The organism is Staphylococcus sp. GDY8P120P (assembly GCF_017892065.1).
GTDB classification, from domain to species: Bacteria; Bacillota; Bacilli; order Staphylococcales; family Staphylococcaceae; genus Staphylococcus; species Staphylococcus nepalensis.
The window spans coordinates 72,469-95,519 of the sequence record NZ_JAESKI010000002.1; the positions used below are offsets into that span (position 1 = coordinate 72,469).

Consider the following 23,051-nt stretch of genomic DNA (forward strand, 5'->3'; position numbering starts at 1 on the left):
TCGAGCAAAAATTGTTTTGTATGTTACTATAAACAACACAAAGGAGATGGCTTCTTATTGCTAATCAATAAGAAGATAGGTTTTATTATAGCAAAGGAAAGTGTATAAGTAAACCGAAAATTCAGAATTTTTAAACTTCTAAAAGAAGATAATGCAATAAATATGATAATATCAAGGTTTTTCACATGTATTTATAAGCTGTATTTTATGAATGATATTGTGGTATCTTCCATAGTTTGCTAATATTCAAGTGATTGGAGTTATATAAGGGGGTCATGTGAGTGAATAAAACAGTACGAGATTTAATTTTGGTAGTAATCGGGTCATTTATATTTTCAGCAGGCGTTAACACTTTTATCATATCTGCTGATTTAGGTGAGGGAGGCGTGACCGGTATAGCTATCGTACTTTATTATGCCTTTCACGTATCCCCTGGTATAACTAACTTTGTATTTAATGCGGTTCTTATTGCCATAGGCTATAAATTCTTGAGTAAAAGAAGTATGTATTTAACAATAGTGGCAACCATTTTGATATCATTATTTTTAGAATTAACTGTAAGCTGGGAAATAGAAACTGGTAATATACTCGTTAATGCTGTTTTTGGGGGCATGTGTGTAGGTTTGGGTATTGGTGTGATTGTGCTTGCAGGAGGAACGACAGCTGGTACAACTATTTTAGCTAGAATCGCTAATAAATACTTAGACGTCAGTACGCCCTATGCCTTATTGTTCTTCGATTTAATTGTTGTGGCAATTTCATTAACAGTGATACCAATTCCTAGTGCATTAGTTACAGTGATATCACTGTATATCGGTACAAAAGTTATGGATTATGTTATTGAAGGCTTAAATACGAAAAAAGCAATGACGATTATTTCTAGCAAACCAGATGAAATTGCTAAGGTGATTGATGAACAAGTTGGACGCGGACTTACTATTTTAAATGGTAGAGGATATTTCTCTAAACAAGAAAAAGATATATTATATGTTGTCATTACAAAAACGCAAGTGACCAAAGCCAAACGTTTAATCAAAAAAATAGACAGTGAGGCATTTCTCGTTATTCATGATGTACGTGATGTCTATGGTAATGGTTTTTTAATTGATGAACATTAATTGAAAAATTGTAAATTAAAACCTTGTTACAGGATTTAAATCGTGTATCAAGGTTTTAATTTTTTATAAAGTTTAAATTATCAAATGTAGGAGCAGTTTTTATCAGCATGAATTGTCTTATTTCACCAATTACTGTTGATAACATATTCAAGAATAAGACGCGATTGTTATAGGCACTTCAAATCGTTTTTTTTTTAACTTACATAGCAAACATAAATGTATAAATTCTTAAGATAATCAGTGATAATCTATCATATTTATTAGTCATCATACCTAAAAAATGATATAATATCATCTGTGATAATGATTATCATTTGGAAGAACAATACGATAAACAAATATAAACGATATAGATTATTTTATGCTTATTATGTATTAGGAAGAAGGGAAACTATGACTCGCTTAGAAGGAGAACAAGTTACGATAGGCTACGGGGATAATGTGATTGTGGACCAGTTAGATGTACACATTCCTACAGGTAAAATAACATCTATTATTGGACCTAATGGTTGCGGAAAATCAACCTTATTAAAAGCGCTTTCACGATTATTGCCAATTAAAGGTGGCGAAATTAAACTAGACGGCGAAGATTTGCATGCGCAATCAACCAAGGAAGTAGCTAAAAAAATTGCTATTTTACCTCAATCACCAGAAGTAGCAGATGGATTAACAGTTGGAGAACTTGTATCTTATGGACGTTTTCCACATCAAAAAGGGTTTGGCAGACTATCTGCAGAAGATAAAAAAGAGATTGATTGGGCTATGACAGTGACGGGAACTTATGAATTCCGTCTGCGTCCTATCAATGATTTAAGTGGCGGTCAACGTCAAAGAGTATGGATTGCAATGGCATTAGCGCAACGTACAGATATTATCTTTTTAGATGAACCTACAACCTATTTAGATATTTCACATCAATTAGAAATATTAGAATTAATTACCCAACTTAATGAAGAGCAAGGTTGTACTATCATTATGGTATTACATGATATTAATCAAGCAGTGCGTTTCTCAGACCATTTAATTACGATGAAGCAAGGAGATATCGTTGCAGATGGTGACACTGAAGAAGTATTAACAAAAGAAATTTTAGAAAAAGTATTCAATATAGACGTAGAAATTAGTACTGATCCCAGAACTGGGAAACCTATGCTAGTTACCTATGATTTATGTAGAAAAAGCTATTCAGAAGTTTAGGTGTAATGATGACCACACAGAAAAAAGGGAAGCTAAATTTTACAACAACATTTATCATTAGCGTAGTATTACTCATTGTTGCTTTGATTGTATCAATTGTAATTGGGGATGCTAAAATCCATATCTCAACTATATTTGACGCTGTTTTCAATTATGACAGTAAAAATCAACAACATAATATAATAAGTGAAATACGCATACCAAGAGATATAGGAGCTATGTTAGTCGGGGTTGCTTTGGCGACTTCAGGAGCAGTTATTCAAGGTGTGACTAAAAATGGCTTAGCAGATCCAAGTTTGATTGGGTTAAATTCAGGAGCCTCTTTCATGTTAGCACTCACTTTTGCATTTTATCCAACAGCCCCATTTATAGTATTAATGATAGCGGGGTTTATCGGCGCCATTATGGGTGGTTTTATAGTCCTCATGATAGGTAGATCAAGAAGTGATGGTTTTAACCCTATGAGAATTATCCTTGCCGGTGCTGCAGTAAGTGCTTTATTGACAGCTTTAAGTCAAGGTGTTGCACTATTGTTTAGATTAAATCAAAGTTTGACGTTCTGGAGCGCAGGCGGCGTATCTGGCACAACATGGGGTCAATTAATATGGGCAGCTCCATTTATAATAGTTGCACTTGTCATCATTGTTGCGATGAGTAAGCAACTAACTATTTTAAATTTAGGCGAAACTCTAGCCATAGGTTTGGGTCAAAACGTAGCATTAACACGCGCAATTGCTTTGATTATTTCAATGGTTATGGCTGGTATTGCAGTAGCCATGGTTGGTCAAATTGTATTTGTAGGACTTATGGTACCTCACATAGTGCGTTATTTAGTCGGTACAGATTATGCACGTGTACTTCCATTAACAGCTATTATAGGTGGTTTGTTATTGTTGGTTGCAGATACGGTAGCTCGTATGTTAGGTGAAGCTCCAGTTGGGGCAATCATTTCATTTATTGGCGTACCTTACTTTTTATATTTAGTTAAAAGAGGAGGGCGCTTTTCATGATAGATCCAAAGTTAAGACATAAGCAGTTATTAACAATGGCGATACTTATCATATTGGTACTATTGGCGTGTGCTTGGAGTATGACATCGGGTGAATACAAGATGTCAGTAGGTACGTTCTTTAAGACATTAATAGGACAAGGTGAATACACTGATACACTTATCTTAATGGAATTTAGGCTTCCAAGAATGATTATTACTATTTTAGCTGGCGCTGCTTTAGCAATGAGTGGAGCTATTATACAAAGTGTAACTAAAAACCCGTTAGCTGAGCCTGGTATTTTAGGTATAAATGCTGGCAGCGGGTTCGCTATCGCATTATTTATCGTGGTAGGACAAGTAAGCGCAGATAACTTTGTTTATGTACTACCGTTTATCAGTATGTTAGGCGGTATAATTACTGCATTAATTATATTTTCATTTAGTTACAATAGGGGTGAAGGTATCACGCCGGCAAGTATGGTATTAGTAGGTGTGGGTATGGCTACAGCGTTAAGCGGTGGTTCGCTCACGCTCATGTCTACATTTGATGAAGACCAATCGGAATTTATTGCTTCATGGCTTGCGGGTAACATTTGGGGTGACGAATGGGCTTTTGTAATTGCATTCTTGCCTTGGGTCATTGTACTTATCCCATTTTTATTATTAAAATCGAATGTTTTAAATCTGTTAAATACGCATCAATATATTGCTCAAGGCGTTGGTGTGAAAATTGGAAAAGAACGCATAGTGCTATTATTAATCGCAGTCGTACTCTCTTCAGCAGCGGTGTCAGTTGCTGGTGCTATTGGTTTTATTGGATTATTGGGCCCACATATTGCTAAATCTATAGTTGGCCCAAGACATCAATTATTCTTACCAATATCTATATTTATCGGTGCGTTTTTACTTGTGTTAGCAGATACGGTAGGGCAAATCATATTACAACCTTCTGGTATCCCAGCAGGTATTGTAGTATCAATTATTGGTGCCCCTTATTTCTTATACTTAATGTATAAAACAAAATCAGTTTAAGAGGGATATTTTGGGGAATTATATGAAAGTATCACATTAAACCTAATAAATTAAAAAATATTAAAAAACCATAATTATTCAACAAGAGTGGGTATCTATAATCAATCCAGTACACATTGATTAGTAACCCACTCTTTTTAAAAGTACACGAGGAGTTGTTAGCGTTTACATTTATAGATAATGTATACTATATATGAATAGCTAAAAATAGGAGGTCGTCGTTATGAAAAAATTAATCAAAGATAAAACACAATTTTTATCAGATATGTTAGATGGTCTTACGATTTCAAATAAACAGATTGAAGTTATTTCCGATACAGTTGTGGTACGAAAAAATAAAAAAGAAAAAGGTGTAGCGATTGTTTCTGGCGGGGGCAGTGGTCACGAACCAGCTCACGCTGGTTACGTTGCAGAAGGTATGTTAGATGCTGCAGTGTGTGGTGAGGTCTTTACATCTCCAACGCCGGACAAGATTTTAAGTGCGATCAAAGCCGTAGATAATGGCGATGGCGTGTTACTTGTTGTCAAAAATTATGCCGGAGATGTTATGAATTTTGAAATGGCACAAGAAATGGCGGAGATGGAAGATATACAAGTTGAAACAGTGGTAGTCAAAGATGATGTAGCTGTAAGTGATGAAACCCAACGTAGAGGCGTAGCTGGTACTGTATTTGTGCATAAAGTTGCTGGTTATCTAGCAGATAAAGGAGAGTCACTCGCTACAATTAAAGAAAAACTAGAACAATTATTACCAACTATAAAATCTATAGGTATGGCACTAACGCCCCCGTTAGTGCCTACAACCGGACAATATGGCTTTGATATTGATGATGAATCAATGGAGATTGGAATTGGTATACATGGTGAAAAGGGATTAGCACGTAAGAAAATTGAAAGTGTTGATTTGATTGTAGAACGACTAATAGCTGAGTTATTAAAAGAAGTAAAAGCTAAACAACTGATTGTCATGGTCAATGGCATGGGGGCAACGCCATTGTCTGAACTAAATATTGTAACAAAATATGTGTCACAACAATTAGATGATAAACAAAAAGACGTTAAACTGTGGTTAGTCGGAGATTATATGACTTCATTAGATATGGAAGGTGTTTCATTAACATTTGTGCCATACTCTGAAGCCGTATATGAAGCTCTGACTACATCTACAAGTAGTCCGTATTTTAATATTTAATACGGTGATAGATATAAGAGGGAGTGAAGATATATGAATGTAGCAGAGTTAAAAGAGAGACTACTTAATTTAGTTGATGTTTTTGAGGAAAAAGAGCCGTTATTAACAGAGTTAGATAGAGCGATTGGCGATGGCGACCATGGCGTGAATATGTTAAGAGGATTTAAATCCTTGCCTGAACAACTAGATGATAACTCAATGGCAGCATTATTCAAGTCTACTGGAATGGCATTAATGTCAAATATTGGCGGGGCCTCTGGTCCATTGTATGGCTTTAGTTTTGTAAAAATGTCACAAGTCGTCAAAGATGAATTAGATAATGATAACTTGAAAGAAGTGCTCAAAACATTTTCAGAAGCAGTTGCTCAACGTGGCAAAGTTGAATTGAATGAAAAAACAATGTATGACGTGATTGAACGTGCAAGCGAAGCGGTGAGTAATGGAGACACACTAGCGTTTGAGGACCTGCAATCTTATGCAGATTTGACCGAAAATATAGAAGCTACAAAAGGCCGAGCAGCTTATTTCAAAGAAGCATCAAAAGGTCATGTTGACCCTGGCGCCCAAAGTAGTGTGTATATCTTAAACGCATTGATTGGAGTTGATTAACCATGACACAAATTATCATTGTAAGCCATAGCAAGGAGATCGCTGAAGGAACAAAAGCGCTTATTAATCAAATGGTAGGAGAAGATGTTGGAGTTGTAGCTCAAGGTGGCGCAAATGGTAATATTGGCACTTCTTATGATGATATTCAAGAAATGATCAACCAATTGGATAATGATGCTTTATGTTTTTATGATATAGGTTCTGCTGAGATGAACCTTGATTTAGCCATTGAGATGTATGAAGGAAATTACCGTGTAGAAAAAATGAATGCACCGATAGTGGAGGGTGCTTTTAATGCAGCTGTAAAAATCTCTGTAGGGAACTCAATTGATGAAGTAGTAGATGAATTGAACAACCAATTCAATTAGTGCAAATTCAAGGATACATGTATAAAATTTCAGCAATGGTGTGAATTGAACAGTTATAATTAAAAGGCCTTCAATTAACTTGATAAAAATATTCTTTTTAAATGAATATATAATTGAGATGTGGTAAAATAATGTATAACTGTTATAGAAATCTGGATATCTAGGAGGACATTGCCATGAAAGCATTGATACAGAAGCATGTCTTAAACGGCGAATTTGAGTCAGTAAAACGTCTTATGTCCCAGACAGATTTTATGGAATTTGAAGAAGCTTATATCTCAAGTGCTCATGAAGTGGAAAGTATCATGTTCTATACATGTATTTTAGATATGATGAAAAATGAAGAAACTGCAGAAATGCACGACTTAGCTTTTCTATTACTTGTCTATCCATTAAGTGAACTACAAGGAGCTTTAGATTCTGCTTATTACCATGCGGAATCATCCATAAAACTTACTGACGGCAAAGAAGTAAAAAGCTTATTGCAAATGTTATTATTACACGCAGTTCCCGAACCAGTCATTTCTGATAAAAAAGCATTAGAGATTTCTCGCCAAATACTGAAAATAGATCCTTCAAATAGTGTTGCACGTAATGTATTAAAAGAAACTGCTAAACGTTTAGATAATGTAGTAGTCGATTTCAATGAACTTAATCATTTTAAAAATGCACATTAATAAGCAATAGTTAAATGTTGGATATGATTGAATTCTGATGTGGTAACAATTGAATATGAAAATGGTTTCAGCCGAAAACAATTCGATTCTATATTGATTGTTTTCGGTTTTTTTATGTTCAAAAATAGGACTATTGTTTAATCATGATTAGGATGAAATAGACGTTTATTTAAAAAAATAAAAATTTTTTCAAAAAAATTTACTTGTATTTTTGGTGTGTCTTTATAAAGAGAAAATGTATAAAGTTGCAAAATGTTAATTGATATTATTTATTATAATAGTATATGTGATATGCAATTATTTATTTTTAAAAGTAAAAGTGAATGATTAAAAAGGAATAAATAGTCTGTATATAATCTTTATTTTTTAATGGATTGTGTAAACTTTAATTTTGTCATGTTGCAAATTATAGTCAGTACGTTATAATTACAAAATGTGTTAACTATGAGGAGGTTATTTATCACATGGGGTTGAATAAAGAAGCTATAAAAATTGGTTTCGCTTATGTCGGTATCGTTGTAGGTGCTGGCTTTTCAACAGGACAGGAAGTTATGCAATTCTTCTCACCATATGGCTTGTGGTCATATATTGGTGTTATACTTTCTGGTCTCATTTTAGGATTTATAGGTAGACAAGTTGCAAAGATTGGTACGGCGTTTGACGCACAAAACCATGAATCAACTTTAGATTATTTATTCGGAAGTGCATTCAGTAAAATTGTGGACTATTTACTTATCTTTTTCTTATTCGGTATTTCAGTTACAATGATTGCTGGAGCAGGATCAACATTTCAAGAAAGTTTCGGTGTACCGACGTGGTTAGGTGCATTGATAATGGTTATTGCAATATATATCACACTATTGATGGATTTTAATAAAATTGTTAGAGCATTAGGCATTGTTACGCCGTTTCTAATTGTGTTAGTAGTTATTATTGCTGGGTATTATTTATTTAACGGTAGTATCTCATTTGGTGAGGTCAATGAGACTGTACCAGAAGCTACTTTATGGAAAGGAATTATATATGGTATAAACTATGGTGGACTGGCTTTTGCCGTAGGGTTTAGTACAATAGTAGCAATCGGTGGCGACGCTTCAAGACGTAGAGTTTCAGGCGCAGGCGCTTTATTTGGTGGTATTGTTTATACGGTATTATTAGCTTTAATTAACTTTGCGTTACAGTCTGAATTTCCTAAAATTAAAGATGCAGACATACCAATGTTGACGCTAGCGAATGATATAAGTCCATGGATAGCGCTTGTCTTATCAATCATTATGTTAGCTGTAATGTATAATACAATCCTTGGTTTAATGTATTCGTTCGCAGCGCGGTTCACAGAACCATATAGTAAAAAGTATCATATTTTTATTGTAGCTATGGTAATTATAGCTTATGGTTTAAGCTTTGTTGGTTTCGCAGGCTTAATAAACTATTTATATCCAATTATGGGTTATGTTGGTCTTATCGTTGTTATTGGCGTACTTATTAAGTACTACAGTAGAAAACGACAAAACAAAAAATTCATTGCATAAAATGTTAAAGAAACAATATAAATAAAAATATAATGTAGCTCAGCTTGCTAATAACTGCAAGCTGAGTTTTCTAGTGTGTCAATTCTTAATAATACTATTGTGAAATTATTTATTATGGTACAATGCTTCCGAAAGGAAAGGTAATCTATGAAAAATAAACGTAAGTGGACCCTTATCACGACGGTCATTATTATTATTGTTGCAGTAATTATGGCATTACTTTTAAAATTCCAATATGACAGACAAAATACAAGAGAAATAGATGAAAAAGTACAAATCAATAATAAAAATGTGAACGCATTTACAAATATCACTTATGGCACCGGCTTGCCGAATAGCCGACTGGATATATTAACCCCAAATGAATTAGACCAAGATAATAAACTCCCGGTGATTTTTTGGATGCATGGGGGCGGTTTCATCGCTGGAGACAAACAGTACAAAAATCCTTTGTTAGCTAAAATTGCTGAGCAAGGGTATATTGTCGTGAATATCAATTATGCACTTGCGCCGGATTTTAAATATCCTATGCAACTACAACAAATTGATCAAGCAGTAAGTTTTATTAAAAGAAATAAACATGAATTACCGATTGATTTTGATCAAGTTATTTTTGGTGGAGATTCTGCTGGTGCACAATTGTCGAGTCAATATGCCGCGATCCAAACAAATGAATCATTAAGAGAAGATATGGAATTTAAACAACAATTTGAGCCTGACCAACTTAAAGCAGCAATCTTTTTTGGTGGATTCTTTGATATGAAAACAGTTAGGGCAACAGAGTTTCCGAGAATTCAATTGTTTATGGAAAGTTATACTGGTAAACGAAATTGGGAACAACAATTTAAATATATTAGTGAAATGTCTACCATAAACCAAGTTACTGAAGATTATCCGCCCACATTTTTATCTGTTGGTGATGCCGATCCGTTTTATAGTCAAAATATTAATTTTTATAAAAAATTAAAAGCAACAGACGTACCGGTCGACAAATTGTTTTATGATGGTACACATAAATTAAGACATCAATATCAATTTCATATGGAATTGCCAGAGTCACAACAAAATATGAAAGACGTGTTAGCATTTCTAAGTAGAAACACAACATCATCAGGTGTCGAAACTGAATTTAACGCAGAACAGACTAACCCTAATGGCGTTGAACTAAATCCATACTAAAGTAATGTAGTATAACATCATGCCTATATACATTTACCAAAAAAGCACCCCATTTTAATTAAGTAGTTCAGTTTTGGAGTACAAAATGACAAAATGTACTTCAAAATGGACTACTTTTTTCATTTTAACTTACATACCAAATTACATACAAAATGATTTATAAAATGCAATTGAAAATGATAATTGAATGAAAATTTGTGATTTTGTGGTATTATGATAATATAACTTATAGAAAAAATTGCTTATTCAACTAACGGGCAGGATAATGAGAAAAGGTTTTTTGATAGAAATAAGAAATTAGATGGTAAATTAGTTAAAAAGGCTGTGTTATAAATGAAAGTTTCTTTGATTGCTGCGATGGATAAGAATAGAGTGATTGGCAAAGAGAATGACATTCCTTGGAGGATTCCCAAGGACTGGGAATATGTTAAAAATACTACAAAGGGACATCCGATAATATTAGGTAGGAAGAACCTTGAATCAATCGGAAGAGCCTTACCTGACAGAAGAAATATTATTCTGACGAGAGATAAGGGGTTTACCTTTAATGGTTGTGAAATTGTTCATTCAATAGAAGATGTTTTTGAGTTATGTAAAAACGAAGAAGAAATTTTTATTTTCGGAGGAGAACAGATTTATAATTTGTTTTTCCCTTATGTTGAGAAAATGTACATCACAAAAATACATCATGAATTCGAAGGAGATACTTTTTTTCCAGAAGTGAATTATGAGGAATGGAATGAGGTATTTGCCCAAAAAGGGATAAAGAATGATAAAAATCCGTATAACTACTATTTTCATGTATATGAAAGAAAAAACTTATTGAGTTAACGGGTGCGTTAATTGAAGAAGAACAGTAAAGATAAAGCACAAGAGCTTGGGATTACTCCAAGCTCTTTTTGTCATTTGAAATAAATTATATCTTTCCAATCAAATTGTTTATCTGTAATCCCTAATCTTTGAGCAGGTGTCAAAACCTTTTTATCCGCTGATTTAAAAGGGCGACAAAAGTTGTAGTAAGTTCTTAGAATTGTAATCGCAAATTGAGCATACTTCGGATTGAAGTTAGCGTAAATATAGCTCTTCTTATCACCACGAGCTGTTGTTAATGGTCTTTCAAGAGATGATATATAACGTCTTATCTGTTGAATAAAGCTATTGGTCGAATGGTCATTAACATTTAATAGCATCTTTGCGATTTCGTTTGGTTCCAGAGCAGATAAATCCGTTCTACAATCAACTGAATAAAATCCTTTATCCTTAGTGGCTAATGGATGTTTGATAGGGTTATCGGCATATTTGCGATATCTTTCTCCATCTTTACTAATAGCCTCTTCGTGGAATTGATGACTTGTTAGTAATTCAGTTAGATAATGAGATGCCAAAGTCCGTAGAAACTTTGTTTTGAATCCTCTGATATCTCCCCAATCGAGCAGTTCTGCTTTTGCTTGTCCGAATTCTTTTAAGCATTGTTTTCTGCTTTTCGTCTTGTTAACTTGGCAAATAAAATGATGTGCATCGCTCAACCTTAATTCTTTCGTGAATACTCTATAAAAGGCGTTTCTAATAGAGAAGTCATCATCACTAATCATTCGCCATTCGTCGGCATTAACCATTTGTTTAATTAACCAATAGTGAGCAGTTGTAGTATAAGGAGCATCAACATTTAAACCATCGACAAATCTACTCCTATTAGTAATTTTCCCTAATTCGTGAAGATAAGCATTCCTATTTTCGCTATCGTTAGCGGATGGTTCTTGTGGATAATAAGACCAATCTAACCTATCATTTTTACGACTAAAAGTATTGAGATGGTCTTCTTTGAATTTTCTTGTATCTTCATTTAATTCATCCATTGAAATATTCCAATCATAGGCAACATCAGAACGGAACACATATCTTGATAAGACCTCAGCAGATACAACTATATACGTTTGCATATTAAGGTCTTCAAACCCCGTATATTTCTTTGAACCTTGTCCTTTCTTACGGACGTTATTTAGGTAGTAGTGCATCTTGTCCGTATTAAGCCACATCTCGTTAAATTTCTTTGTTTGAAGGGGTTGTGTCTCATATCGTTCTAAAAACTCCAAACAACGCCTATACAGCCACTCCAGCTTATGATAGTAGGTTCCAACTCCAATTCCTAAAATATCACAAGTACGACTGACTGAAACCCTTCCAACAACCATCTTAGCGAACATTGGAAGAATGGTGTTCTTTTGTTGGTGATAAGTAGTGGTTTCTTCTCTTTTTGGTAGAACATTAGTGAACTTCTTACACGCCTTACATTGATAGCGTTGAGATTTGCCCCTACTTTTCCCCCTTTTGTAAAATTGCTTCGGCTCATTGAATGGGGTTGATTCTTCTTCCGAGCAGCCTTCTTTATGAAATTGATAATCTGGCTCAACATCTTGGATGCTATTGATTTCTATAAGGCGTTTAATTTCTTCAACAACAGACCAATTAGATAAAGGGGTTACTGTACAGTTTTGCGATACACCTCTGCCAATAGGATTGTCATTGCAGTACATACCTTTATGACCTTTATCTTTGGAACTACCAGTCATTTTATATCGACTTGGTTTCCCTTTTACATCTTTGAATTTGTGCTGTTCTTTCCCAAAATTACAACAAAACGGATTGATGCAGTAATTATATTGAATGGGATATTCAGAACCGTTCCATTTAAAAGACGTTGGCAAGAACAACATTTTGTTATACCTTGTTGCAAATCGTTTTGGAGTTAATAAATCATATTGTTTAGCCCTATCTTTTAATTCTTCGTTTGAAATCGGAATTTTAACATCTACAATTTCATCTTCCTTCGTGGCTAATCTTTTAAGCTTGGTCATTGTCTATCAACCCACTCTATCTTTGATACCCATTTTTTCAACAATCCGCTTATTACTTCGCTTGTTGGCAATCCATTCAATAAACTTCTTATCGTCTAAAATGTTCAATAAGAATTCATCCACTGCTTCGCTTTCAGTACGCTCTGCATATTCAGCGTATTGCTTAACTATCACCCTTACTTGCTCTGATATTTCCCAATCCACAGACTTAGCGTTCTTATTTTTTGGCTCAAGAAATTGCATAGGAAAATGCACCCCTTTTTGCTTAGTAAATTGTAACCATTTTAACACACCAATTTGCATTCCTACAATAATTATTTCACGTTCGCATTTTTATATACATTTTAACTTACATTTTGTGGTGTAAATTAACAACAAACGTTGATTTAACAATAAAAAACGAGTATCAAATTCAGTTGCAATTTGATACTCATTTAGGTTTACATTTTCACTTTTTGTACTCCAAAACTGAACTACTTAATATTGATTGTGGTCATTTTTGTTTAAACTAACTAACCAAGGCAAGATTTCTGGTTTTCACAGATATCTTGCTTTTAATTTACTTGTTTTTTGTATTTTTAACTATATGAGATTAGAAATTTTGGTAACTAAAGCGTTACACTGATTGTAATAGTATTTTATTTAAAATTATTTAATATTGTATGCTTTGCCTCATATTCTATAACTTCATGTTTTAAAGTTGTACACTTGAATTAACTTTAATTGAAATCTATAGTGCACTTTACTACACATAAATAAACACTCCTGAAGTTGAATTTTAGCGTTCAAGTTTAGGAGTGTAGCATAATCATAAGCATATACTTCATTTGGAATACAGGGTAAGGTTTAGTTGATTCATGATATATTATTTGATTTTAGCCATATTAGTCAGACAGCACTTGGAAATGTTAGAGTTGTATTTCACACTTTTCAAAGCATCGAATTTCAACTTACAAAGTTTAGTAATTAAATAAAAGCAGTGTTTTATATCTTAATTCAAAACATGTCATTGTCATTTGGATATTTATAAAAAAAAGATTAAACTATAAATAAGAAAGTTATTTATGTTTTTTTACATTTAAATCGTTAAATTAGTAATTTAGCCATGATATATTTATTGTAGTAACGATGATCAATAAATAGTTTATCTTTAAGTTCTCCTTCGATTTGATAATTAGCACTTTTAAATAAATCAACAGCGGTCGTATTTTCAGGAACTACTTCGACTTCGATGCGATGAATATCATGATTTAAACACCACGCTTCGATAGAATTGATTAATGATTGTCCTAATCCTTTTTCGCGATAGTGTCTTATAACACCCATAGAAAAATGTGCTTCATGACGTGTGCGTTCGAAATTTTCTGTAGCGACGATTGCAAAGCCAACGAGTTCGCCATTATTTTCTGCGATATAAATGGCATTAGAAGGGGAAGTAATGTAATGTTCTAAAGTTGCAACCGCGTCTGTATTAGACGGCGCATATTCGCCCGGATTGTATATCAAATAATCAGATTCATCATAGATCGTGCTTAATAGTTTAACGAAAGGTTCTATATCATTGATACCAATTTCTCGAATTTGATGAACCATATATGTCCACTCCTTATTCCTAATTTTTAAACTCAGTTATAGTATAACTTAACATCATTAACTTGAATTTACTAGGGAATATTTAAAATAAGAAAATATACGTTAAAGGATGGAGTATTATGAAACCTAATATACTACTTGCAGGTGTTACAGGCTATATAGGGAAAAATTTAATTCCCTCTATTAAAGACGATGCGGTATTATATACTTTGTCGAAGTACCCTAAGGAAAAAGATTTTAAAGAAATTATTTGGCTAGAAAAAGATATTTATAACTATAATGATGTGTTATCAGCTATGAATGGCATGAATATAGCGATATTTTATTTAGATCCAACGAAACATTCGGCTAAATTGACGCAGGCAGCTGCTAGAGACATGAATTTAATAGCGGCAGATAATTTTGGTAGAGCTGCAGCTAAACAAGGTGTAGGCAAAATAATTTATATTAGTGGTAGCCGTTTTGATACCGAAACAATACAGCGTTTATCAGCTTATGGTACTGAAGTAACACAGACGAAAGCGGAAGTAGCGCGCCCACACGTAGCTGTAGAACTCCAATCATCGAAATATGATGATGTGAGAAGTGCATTGAGTATACAATTACCGATGAATTGGACTTTAAATCAAATGGTAGAATATTATTTTAAATGGTTAGATGAAACGAAAGGTACTTTTTTACATACAGTTCAAAAAGAAGATTATTTTATTATTTATATAAAAAATAAGCATGACCCTTTATTGGTACTTCAGAGGATTGAAACTGATACAGACATGATTACTTTATTGCTCGTAGGTGGTAAAATTGTAAAATCTAATTTCAAAAAGCAAGGAAAGTTAGAATTCCGTAAATTAAAAGGCACACAACAAGTCTTAGTGCATTTATATGATTATATTCCTAAGTTAACTTGGCCAGTTTATTATCTATTTCAATCCCCATTTCAAGGTTTAATGATGAGAGGATTTGAAATCGATTGCCGAATTAAACATTATCAAGTACGTATCAATTCGGGTGAAAAAATAAAATATACAAAATAATTGAGGTGAGTATATGGAGATTTTGTTAGTGGAAGATGATATGACATTATTTAAAGAACTGAGTGAAGAACTAGAACAATGGGATTTTAATGTTAATGGTGTTGAGGACTTTAATCTAGTGATGGATAAATTTAATGAAGTAGATCCAGCAATTGTGATCATGGATATAAAACTACCTAAATATGATGGTTTCTATTGGACACGTAAAATCCGAGAAATATCAAATACACCAATTCTCTTTTTATCTTCTAGAGATAACCCAATGGACCAAGTTATGAGTATGGAATTAGGGGCAGATGATTATGTTCAAAAGCCATTTAATACAAATGTATTAATTGCAAAATTACAAGCTATCTATAGACGTGTTTATCAATTTAGCTTAGATGAAAAAAGAGTAATAACTTGGCAAGAAGCGACACTTGATCTTACAAAAGATAGCATTAGCAGAGAAGATAAGGTGATTTATTTATCTAAAACAGAAATGATTATTTTAGAAATGCTAGTGAAAAAACAAGATACAATTGTCACTAGAGATACTTTGATTACTGCGTTATGGGATGATGAAGCATTTGTGAGTGATAATACGCTGACGGTCAATGTAAATCGTTTAAGAAAAAAATTATCTGATATTGATATGAAGGATGCAATTGAAACTAAAATAGGAAAAGGGTATATGGCCCATGGATAGTATTAAATGGGTATGGATGTTTATACGTTCACGTAAGCATTGGATATTATGGCTACTGTTTTTACAATTTATTTTTTTGGGTATTGCGTACTTAGATTACGATTTAAGTGTAGATAGCATTTTATATATTATCATTTTAAATATAGGGTTAAGTTTTATATTTTTACTGTATACCTATATAAAAGAAGTTAAATTTTTAAAACATTTAGATGAAAATATTGAACCTGAAGCTTTAAAGCATAAATCACTTGCAGATACGCCGTTTCAACAACAAATGGTTGAATATTTGTATAATCAAATTACAACTCAAAAAATGTTAGTAACAAAGCAAAAAAAGCAAATTAAGTCTACTGAAGCTTCACTAACTGATTTTGTGCATGATATTAAAACACCTGTTACTGCTTTAAAGTTATTAATTGAAAAAGAAAATGACGGTACAAGAAAAAGAGCTTTATTATTCGAATGGACACGTATCAACGATATGTTAGATAGACATTTATTTTTAACTAGATTAGAATCACAAAATAAAGATATGTATTATGAACATGTTGATTTAAAACGTTTAGTTATTGATGAAATTCAGATTTCTAGATATATCAGCCAAGCAAAAGGTATAGACTTTGAACTCAATTTCGAAACATCCTACAAGGTGTATACAGATACTAAATGGTGTCGAATGATGATAAGGCAAATTATATCTAATGCAGTCAAATATAGTGAACATAGTACAATCCATATTAATGGAACGTTAATTAAAAATCATGTAGCGTTGAATATAAAAGATGAGGGGAGAGGCATTAGCCAAAAAGATTTGCCAAGAATATTTGATAAAGGTTTTACTTCCACCTCGAATCGTAATGAAACAACGTCTTCTGGTATAGGTTTGTATCTTGTCCAAAATGTAAAAGAAAAATTAGGTATCACAGTCCATATTAATTCAGAAATGCAAAAAGGAACATCAGTCCAATTTATTTTCCCTAACCAAAATGAATTAGTATCCAGATTATCTGAGCATTAATTATTTCAATTTTTAAAATAACCACTTCCAAATATCTAAACTGTGTATTTTTACCCTTAAGTTATAACTAACTTAGAAAACAAATAGAGAGTCTAGGCTATTAGATGTTAAGCTTTTCTATGTAATTGGTAATGATTGCCTGAATTAGAAAGTGTATTTAAAATAAGTTTGAATTAAAATGTAATATTCATAGTGAGTGAGGTAACAAAATCTTTTAAGAAAGTATGATTTTGTTGCTTCTTTTATTTTTTTATTTTGATATTTATAATTGAATAGAAATTGAGAGGTTCGTACCATTTAAAGTTTTAAAAAATGAATCAAAATAGTTGTTGATTATAGATGGAAATTATGCAATTATTGCTATTGTGAGTTTTGATTAACGATGTGTAATATGCAATTGAAACTTTTTATGGAAAAGCAAAATGTAATAGTAGAAATAAGCACATTTTTATTAATTTAACTAAAATGTAATGTTAAGAATTTGTAAATTTAATTGTGAGTTTGTTAAATTTGTGCTATTTTCAAATAAGAGCAAATCAACATTTGTAAGATTTTTTAAACCTAGAAAGCAAAAGTTCATTTACATAATTTTAATAATTGTCAAAATAATGAGCGCATTGTAAATCTTGCCAATCTTAATTTGTCTCTAAAGGAATCTAATTTTTTTAAATTTATTGAAGGTGATTGTAATGGTCACTGTAAATGGAGGATTTTTTGAATGTTTAACAAGAAAAAAGATAAGTTCATGGTGAAACTTGAGGAAATGGTATTCAACTTAGACCGTGCAGCAATTGAATTTGGCAAAATGGATTTTAATACACATTTAGATCTTAAAGCATACTCAGACAATATTAAAACATACGAATCACATGGTGATGAATTAATGCATCAAGTGATTTCAGATTTGAACCAAACATTCATTACACCTATTGAACGTGAGGATATCCTCTCTTTATGTAACGCCATTGACGATGTTTTAGATGCAATAGAAGAAACTTCCGCAATGTTTGAAATGTACTCTATTGAATATACGGATGAATATATGGCTGAATTTGTTGATAATATCCAAAAAGCTATTGCTGAAATGAAATTGGCAGTAGGTTTATTGGTTGATAAGAAACTCTCTCACATGCGTATTCATTCTATTAATATTAAAGAATTTGAAACTAATTGTGACGGTATATTACGTCAGTCTATTAAACATATTTTTAATAGTGAGACAGATCCGATCACACTGATTAAAATCAAAGAAATTTACGAAAGTTTAGAAGAAGTTGCCGATAAATGTCAGGCTGTAGCGAATAACTTTGAAACAATAATAATGAAAAATAGCTAAGGAGTCCTAACTTATGGAATATATTTTGATTATCACAGTAGCTATCGTTATTTTTTCTTTGATATTTGACTTTATCAATGGTTTCCATGATACAGCCAATGCCGTCGCTACTGCTGTTTCAACACGTGCCTTAACTCCTAGAACTGCAATTATTTTAGCGTCTGTTATGAACTTTATTGGTGCGTTAACATTTACTGGAGTTGCAAGTACGATAACAAAAGACATTGTAGACCCATTTAAATTAGAAAATGGGCTTATCGTTGTTTTAGCTGCAATTTTGGCAGCAATTATATGGAATTTAGTGACTTGGTTCTTTGGTATACCTAGCTCATCTTCCCATGCTTTAATCGGATCAATCGCCGGTGCAGCAATTGCTTCACAAGGCTCGTTTGCTGTACTGCACTATCAAGGTTTTACAAAAATTATTGTTGTATTACTTTTATCGCCGATTATTGCTTTTTGTGTTGGTTTTATTATGTATTCAATTGTAAAAGTGGTATTCAAAAATGCTAATCTTACCAAAACGAATCGTAACTTTAGATTTTTCCAAATTTTCACTGCATCGCTACAATCATTTTCACACGGTACAAACGATGCACAAAAATCAATGGGGATTATTACTTTGGCCCTAATAGTAGCAAATATCCAAACAGGGACAAGTACCGAACCACAATTATGGGTAAAAATAGCCTGTGCTACTGCAATGGGCTTAGGTACAGCTGTTGGTGGTTGGAAAATCATCAAAACTGTTGGGGGAAATATCATGAAAATACGTCCAGCGAATGGCGCAGCTGCAGATTTATCGTCTGCATTAACAATATTTGTTGCTTCATCATTACACTTCCCGTTATCAACTACGCATGTTGTATCTTCATCTATTCTAGGTGTCGGTTCATCTAATCGTATCAAAGGTGTTAAGTGGAATACAGCACAACGCATGATTGTAACTTGGGTAATTACATTACCAATTTCTGCGTTAGTAGCAGCAATTATTTACTATGCTATTGATATTTTCTTATAAAACATTTAAAAGGTTATGTTTATATTATTAATCTTAAATTTGAATCGAGGTCGGGACATCAATAACGTCTCGGCCTCGATTAGTATATAAGCAGGATTGTCTCCTTTTTAAACGTTTTTACGAGCGTAGACAATAAAACCCTTTGTAAAAAATGAAAAGAAAATGGTTTGTTTTCATTTTTTACAGTCAAGATGAAAAATAAAAACCACTAAATACTTTATATAAGATTTAGTGGTTTACTTTCATTATTCATTTTCTAAATTTTAACTATATTTTAGTGAATATAGTTATAGCTTGAAGCTTGTGAAGCAGGAATTGTACGGTAATCCACTGTACCTGGCGGCGTATTATAATTCATTTCTGAAATTAAGATGCTGCCATCAGGATTTACTTGCTCTACATACGCGACATGACCAATTGGGCCTTCGTAATTTTGCATAATAGAACCGGCAGTTGGTGTATTATTTACTGTATAGCCATCTGCCGCTGCATTGCTTGCCCAATGATCAGCGTTCCACCAATATGTGCTAATTGGTTTGCCAGTTTCTGCTCTACGATTAAATACGTGCCAAGTACATTGTCCCCAATCATATAAGTTAGCGTCACTAGCTGATGAACTACCAGTATTTGGTGTTTGTGTTGCTCCGTTACCAGAACCACCAGAACCACCAGTACCTGTTCCATTTGGGATTGTAAGCGACTGTCCAGGATGGATTAAATAACCATTTAAATTATTAGCTGACATTAATTCATCTACTGACACGCCGTAATTGCTAGCAATTACATTAAGTGATTCACCAGATTGAACTGTATGTGTTGAACCGCCTGATGTTTGTGAAGAATTGTTTGAACTTGAATCTTGATCACTTCCACCAATTTCGATAACCTGTCCCGGAAATACCATATTGTTATCGAGATTATTGTTTTGTTTAATCTCATCTACGGAAACACCATATTGTTCTGAGATTGACCAAAGTGAATCACCTGATTGTACTGTATGTTGCGTTGACGCTTCAGCTTCATGGTTAGCAATCACTGCTGCTGCACCCGAAGCAGCGGTTACTGCAAATGCAAACTTTTTCAAAAGAACTCCTCCTCACACCTATATACATAACTTTGTTTAAATTAAATATATGAGTTTAATCTTTTCTTTAACTGGATTCACGTTACATATTAACAAAAAATAAGAGGCTTGTGTTTATTGTTATAGAGATGTAATATTATTAACATTTAAAAAAATAGATTATAAAAACCACTAAATACCTTTGTTAGGGAATTGAGGAGACTTTAATTATAAAAAAATGATTTCGAATTTTATTACTTTGTAACATTTGAAAAGACAGTCATTTCAATTAAATTATAAAATGTCCAAAAAAATATATCAGAAATGTTTGATTTTTGGTGGATTAGTGAAAATGATAATAACACATTTAAATAAGAAGTGAAATTTATTAAAGCTGATATGCGTTAATTATGCTGTCTGAATGAGTAAAATAATCAACGTGTAAAACATAAAAACATCTAAGGAGTGAATGCATTGGCTGACTCAGCACAACACGTAAACCACAAGCAACATAAACCAAAACAAGATAAATCTAAAGCACGTGCTTATGGCAAAGTATGGCTGTTCTTTGTTTATTATTGGATTATATTTGGTATCGGTTGTTATTTTGGACAATTTTTACCTATGGAATGGAGAAAACCGCTCTCTATTGTACTGCTAGTATTAGTATTGTTTACAGTTTTAACTAATCGTGCGCGTAAATATGGGCTAGTCATTTCTCACATATATGCTATTGTTGTTGGTTTGCTGTCGTATGCGACATTTACAGCTTATCTGCAAAATTTAGGGACAGAAGTATTCTATAAAAATGTGTTGTTAGCTATAGGAGCATTTATTGCGTTTGGCATTATAGGTTACTTTTTTGTGGGTAATGCATCGAGTATGGGTAAATACTTATTTGTAACATTAGTCGCATTAATTGTTGCGGGCATTATTGGTATGTTTGTAAATAATCCAATTTTTCATACGATCATTACCATAGTTGGTTTGTTACTATTTCTATTATATACATTATATGATTTCAACCGTATGAAACGAGGGCAATATTCGCCGCGTGAAATGGGCTTTAATTTATTCATTAATTTATTACACATTATAAAATACGTACTAAGATTAGCAAATAAATTTAGAAAATAGTAATATTGCATGAAATGATATAAGCTAAGCCTCATATATAAGTGTTACTAATTTAGAAATAAGACATGCAAGCGCTAAACCTTTAAAGAAGCGGCGCTTAAAAAGTGTTTTTAAGGTTTATAAGAAATGGTTTAGATTGAATAACTAAAATAGGTTTAGACAAAGATAAGGTAGGCTGCTGATTTCTTATGTTCTAAGAGAAGTTAGTAGTCTAATTTTGATTGTGTTGGATTTTTAAAATCATTTTTATCTATGTATGGCCTGACAATTCACTATTTAAAACGATCTGCTTTGTTAAATATAATAAAAATTGAATGCATACTTATATTGAAACTTTAAAAAATATATTAAATGTCATATGTTTGTATAAACGACAAAAAATTAACTATCTTAATTCTAAAGTTATATATACGATGTTTAGGATTAAAATATTTATAGTAAGGACGAGATAGTAATCCAATTTAAAAATTGAATTTCTATCTTGCTTTTTCTTAACAAACAAGTGTTTTGGCTTTGAACCAATCATACCGTTATCGAAAGTATAATGATACAAGACTCTATTTTATTAATAAATATAGTCTGTTTAAGTGTTAATTCAAAAAAAACATCGCTTAATCTATGTAATATAATGAAAATATTGTATAATATATCATATTGATAAAGGTATTTATTTAGAAAGTGAGATGAAATCATGGGACGTAAATGGAATAACATTAAAGAGAAAAAAGCCCAGAAAGATAAAAATACTAGTAGAATATATGCTAAATTTGGTAAAGAGATTTACGTAGCAGCTAAATCTGGGGAACCAGATCCTACATCTAATCAAGCATTACGCTTAACATTGGAAAGAGCAAAAACGTACTCCGTGCCAAATCATATTATCGATAGAGCAATCGAAAAGGCCAAAGGTGGCGGGGAAGAAAATTACGATGAACTGAGATATGAAGGTTTTGGTCCTAATGGTTCAATGTTAATCGTTGACGCACTTACAGAAAATGTTAATAGAACAGCTTCAGATGTCCGCGCTGCGTTTGGTAAGAATGGCGGTAACATGGGTGTTTCTGGCTCTGTTGCTTATATGTTTGAACATACTGCGGTATTTGGCATTGAGGGTAAACCAGCTGACGATATTTTAGAAGGTTTGATGGAACAAGATATCGATGTTAAAGATGTTTTTGATGAAGACGGTCTAACCATTGTATACGCTGAACCAGATCAATTTGCTCAAGTACAAGACGCTTTACGTGAAACAGGTGTTGAAACATTTAAAGTAGCTGAGTTTGAAATGTTACCACAGACAGATATTGAATTATCACCAGAAGATCAAGAAACATTTGAACAATTAGTAGATGCGCTAGAAGATCTAGAGGATGTTCAAAACGTATTCCATAACGTGGATTTGAAATAA

22 protein-coding genes are annotated in these 23,051 nt (G+C 32.7%); 18 read left to right on the forward strand and 4 right to left on the reverse strand.

The features are described from left to right. Window positions 1-281: 281 nt before the first annotated feature. The 11 genes from KA900_RS00685 (at window position 282) to dfrG (ending at window position 10,726) form a co-directional block, all read left to right on the forward strand. Entirely contained in the window at window positions 282-1,118 is an 837-nt protein-coding gene (locus tag KA900_RS00685) for a YitT family protein (RefSeq protein ID WP_103372939.1), read from the forward strand. A 393-nt stretch (window positions 1,119-1,511) separates the two neighbouring features. Beyond that, a complete protein-coding gene (locus tag KA900_RS00690; RefSeq protein WP_103373610.1) occupies window positions 1,512-2,315 on the forward strand; it encodes an ABC transporter ATP-binding protein in 804 nt (267 codons plus the stop codon). An 8-nt stretch (window positions 2,316-2,323) separates the two neighbouring features. Continuing rightward, a complete protein-coding gene (locus KA900_RS00695; RefSeq protein ID WP_210139272.1) occupies window positions 2,324-3,325 on the forward strand; it encodes a FecCD family ABC transporter permease in 1,002 nt (333 codons plus the stop codon). After that, complete coding sequence (locus KA900_RS00700) at window positions 3,322-4,338, forward strand: FecCD family ABC transporter permease (protein ID WP_096810785.1); 1,017 nt, start codon at window positions 3,322-3,324, stop codon at window positions 4,336-4,338. The genes KA900_RS00695 and KA900_RS00700 overlap by 4 nt, the downstream gene beginning before the upstream one ends. A gap of 223 nt (window positions 4,339-4,561) precedes the next feature. Continuing rightward, window positions 4,562-5,530 (forward strand): dihydroxyacetone kinase subunit DhaK, encoded by a 969-nt coding sequence (gene dhaK, locus KA900_RS00705; RefSeq protein ID WP_107644425.1) that lies wholly within the window; start codon window positions 4,562-4,564, stop codon window positions 5,528-5,530. Window positions 5,531-5,563: 33 nt separating this feature from the next. Beyond that, the gene (gene dhaL, locus KA900_RS00710) at window positions 5,564-6,139 is read left to right on the forward strand and encodes a dihydroxyacetone kinase subunit DhaL (protein WP_096810783.1); all 576 of its coding nucleotides are present in this window, start codon (window positions 5,564-5,566) and stop codon (window positions 6,137-6,139) included. Between the two features lie 2 nt (window positions 6,140-6,141). Further along, window positions 6,142-6,507, forward strand: coding sequence for a dihydroxyacetone kinase phosphoryl donor subunit DhaM (gene dhaM, locus KA900_RS00715; RefSeq protein WP_096810782.1), 366 nt, complete (start codon window positions 6,142-6,144; stop codon window positions 6,505-6,507). A gap of 176 nt (window positions 6,508-6,683) precedes the next feature. Further along, the gene (locus KA900_RS00720; protein WP_096810781.1) at window positions 6,684-7,184 is read left to right on the forward strand and encodes a hypothetical protein; all 501 of its coding nucleotides are present in this window, start codon (window positions 6,684-6,686) and stop codon (window positions 7,182-7,184) included. A 464-nt stretch (window positions 7,185-7,648) separates the two neighbouring features. Then, entirely contained in the window at window positions 7,649-8,716 is a 1,068-nt protein-coding gene (locus KA900_RS00725) for a YkvI family membrane protein (RefSeq protein WP_103373389.1), read from the forward strand. A 147-nt stretch (window positions 8,717-8,863) separates the two neighbouring features. Further along, window positions 8,864-9,895 carry an alpha/beta hydrolase gene (locus KA900_RS00730; RefSeq protein WP_103373388.1) on the forward strand — a complete coding sequence of 344 codons (1,032 nt, stop codon included), beginning with the start codon at window positions 8,864-8,866 and terminating at the stop codon, window positions 9,893-9,895. A gap of 333 nt (window positions 9,896-10,228) precedes the next feature. Further along, window positions 10,229-10,726, forward strand: a complete 498-nt coding sequence (gene dfrG, locus KA900_RS00735) for a trimethoprim-resistant dihydrofolate reductase DfrG (RefSeq protein ID WP_000868795.1) — start codon at window positions 10,229-10,231, stop codon at window positions 10,724-10,726. Window positions 10,727-10,797: 71 nt separating this feature from the next. On the opposite strand, the gene KA900_RS00740 is transcribed toward dfrG, so the two are convergent. From KA900_RS00740 to KA900_RS00750, 3 genes are all read right to left on the reverse strand, one after another. Next, on the reverse strand, window positions 10,798-12,750 hold the full coding sequence (locus tag KA900_RS00740) for a hypothetical protein (protein ID WP_000163792.1): 1,953 nt from the start codon (window positions 12,748-12,750) through the stop codon (window positions 10,798-10,800). Between the two features lie 6 nt (window positions 12,751-12,756). Beyond that, window positions 12,757-12,993, reverse strand: a complete 237-nt coding sequence (locus tag KA900_RS00745; RefSeq protein ID WP_001159903.1) for a hypothetical protein — start codon at window positions 12,991-12,993, stop codon at window positions 12,757-12,759. A gap of 843 nt (window positions 12,994-13,836) precedes the next feature. Continuing rightward, window positions 13,837-14,343, reverse strand: a complete 507-nt coding sequence (locus KA900_RS00750; protein ID WP_096810774.1) for a GNAT family N-acetyltransferase — start codon at window positions 14,341-14,343, stop codon at window positions 13,837-13,839. Window positions 14,344-14,462: 119 nt separating this feature from the next. Here KA900_RS00750 and KA900_RS00755 point away from each other — a divergent pair, with 119 nt between their 5' ends. The 5 genes from KA900_RS00755 (at window position 14,463) to KA900_RS00775 (ending at window position 19,443) form a co-directional block, all read left to right on the forward strand. Next, window positions 14,463-15,380: a Rossmann-fold NAD(P)-binding domain-containing protein gene (locus KA900_RS00755; protein ID WP_096810773.1), complete on the forward strand. Its 918-nt coding sequence runs from the start codon at window positions 14,463-14,465 to the stop codon at window positions 15,378-15,380. A gap of 13 nt (window positions 15,381-15,393) precedes the next feature. Next, window positions 15,394-16,068, forward strand: coding sequence for a response regulator transcription factor (locus KA900_RS00760; RefSeq protein WP_096810772.1), 675 nt, complete (start codon window positions 15,394-15,396; stop codon window positions 16,066-16,068). Further along, complete coding sequence (locus KA900_RS00765; protein ID WP_096810771.1) at window positions 16,061-17,086, forward strand: sensor histidine kinase; 1,026 nt, start codon at window positions 16,061-16,063, stop codon at window positions 17,084-17,086. The genes KA900_RS00760 and KA900_RS00765 overlap by 8 nt, the downstream gene beginning before the upstream one ends. Before the next feature lie 718 nt (window positions 17,087-17,804). Next, complete coding sequence (locus KA900_RS00770; RefSeq protein WP_096810770.1) at window positions 17,805-18,422, forward strand: DUF47 domain-containing protein; 618 nt, start codon at window positions 17,805-17,807, stop codon at window positions 18,420-18,422. A 13-nt stretch (window positions 18,423-18,435) separates the two neighbouring features. After that, window positions 18,436-19,443, forward strand: coding sequence for an inorganic phosphate transporter (locus KA900_RS00775; RefSeq protein WP_096810769.1), 1,008 nt, complete (start codon window positions 18,436-18,438; stop codon window positions 19,441-19,443). A gap of 274 nt (window positions 19,444-19,717) precedes the next feature. On the opposite strand, the gene KA900_RS00780 is transcribed toward KA900_RS00775, so the two are convergent. Continuing rightward, the gene (locus tag KA900_RS00780; RefSeq protein WP_096810768.1) at window positions 19,718-20,527 is read right to left on the reverse strand and encodes a CHAP domain-containing protein; all 810 of its coding nucleotides are present in this window, start codon (window positions 20,525-20,527) and stop codon (window positions 19,718-19,720) included. A gap of 453 nt (window positions 20,528-20,980) precedes the next feature. Between KA900_RS00780 and KA900_RS00785 the strand changes: the two genes are divergently transcribed. Next, window positions 20,981-21,643, forward strand: a complete 663-nt coding sequence (locus KA900_RS00785; RefSeq protein ID WP_096810767.1) for a Bax inhibitor-1/YccA family protein — start codon at window positions 20,981-20,983, stop codon at window positions 21,641-21,643. Between the two features lie 691 nt (window positions 21,644-22,334). Then, window positions 22,335-23,051: a YebC/PmpR family DNA-binding transcriptional regulator gene (locus KA900_RS00790; RefSeq protein ID WP_103373331.1), complete on the forward strand. Its 717-nt coding sequence runs from the start codon at window positions 22,335-22,337 to the stop codon at window positions 23,049-23,051.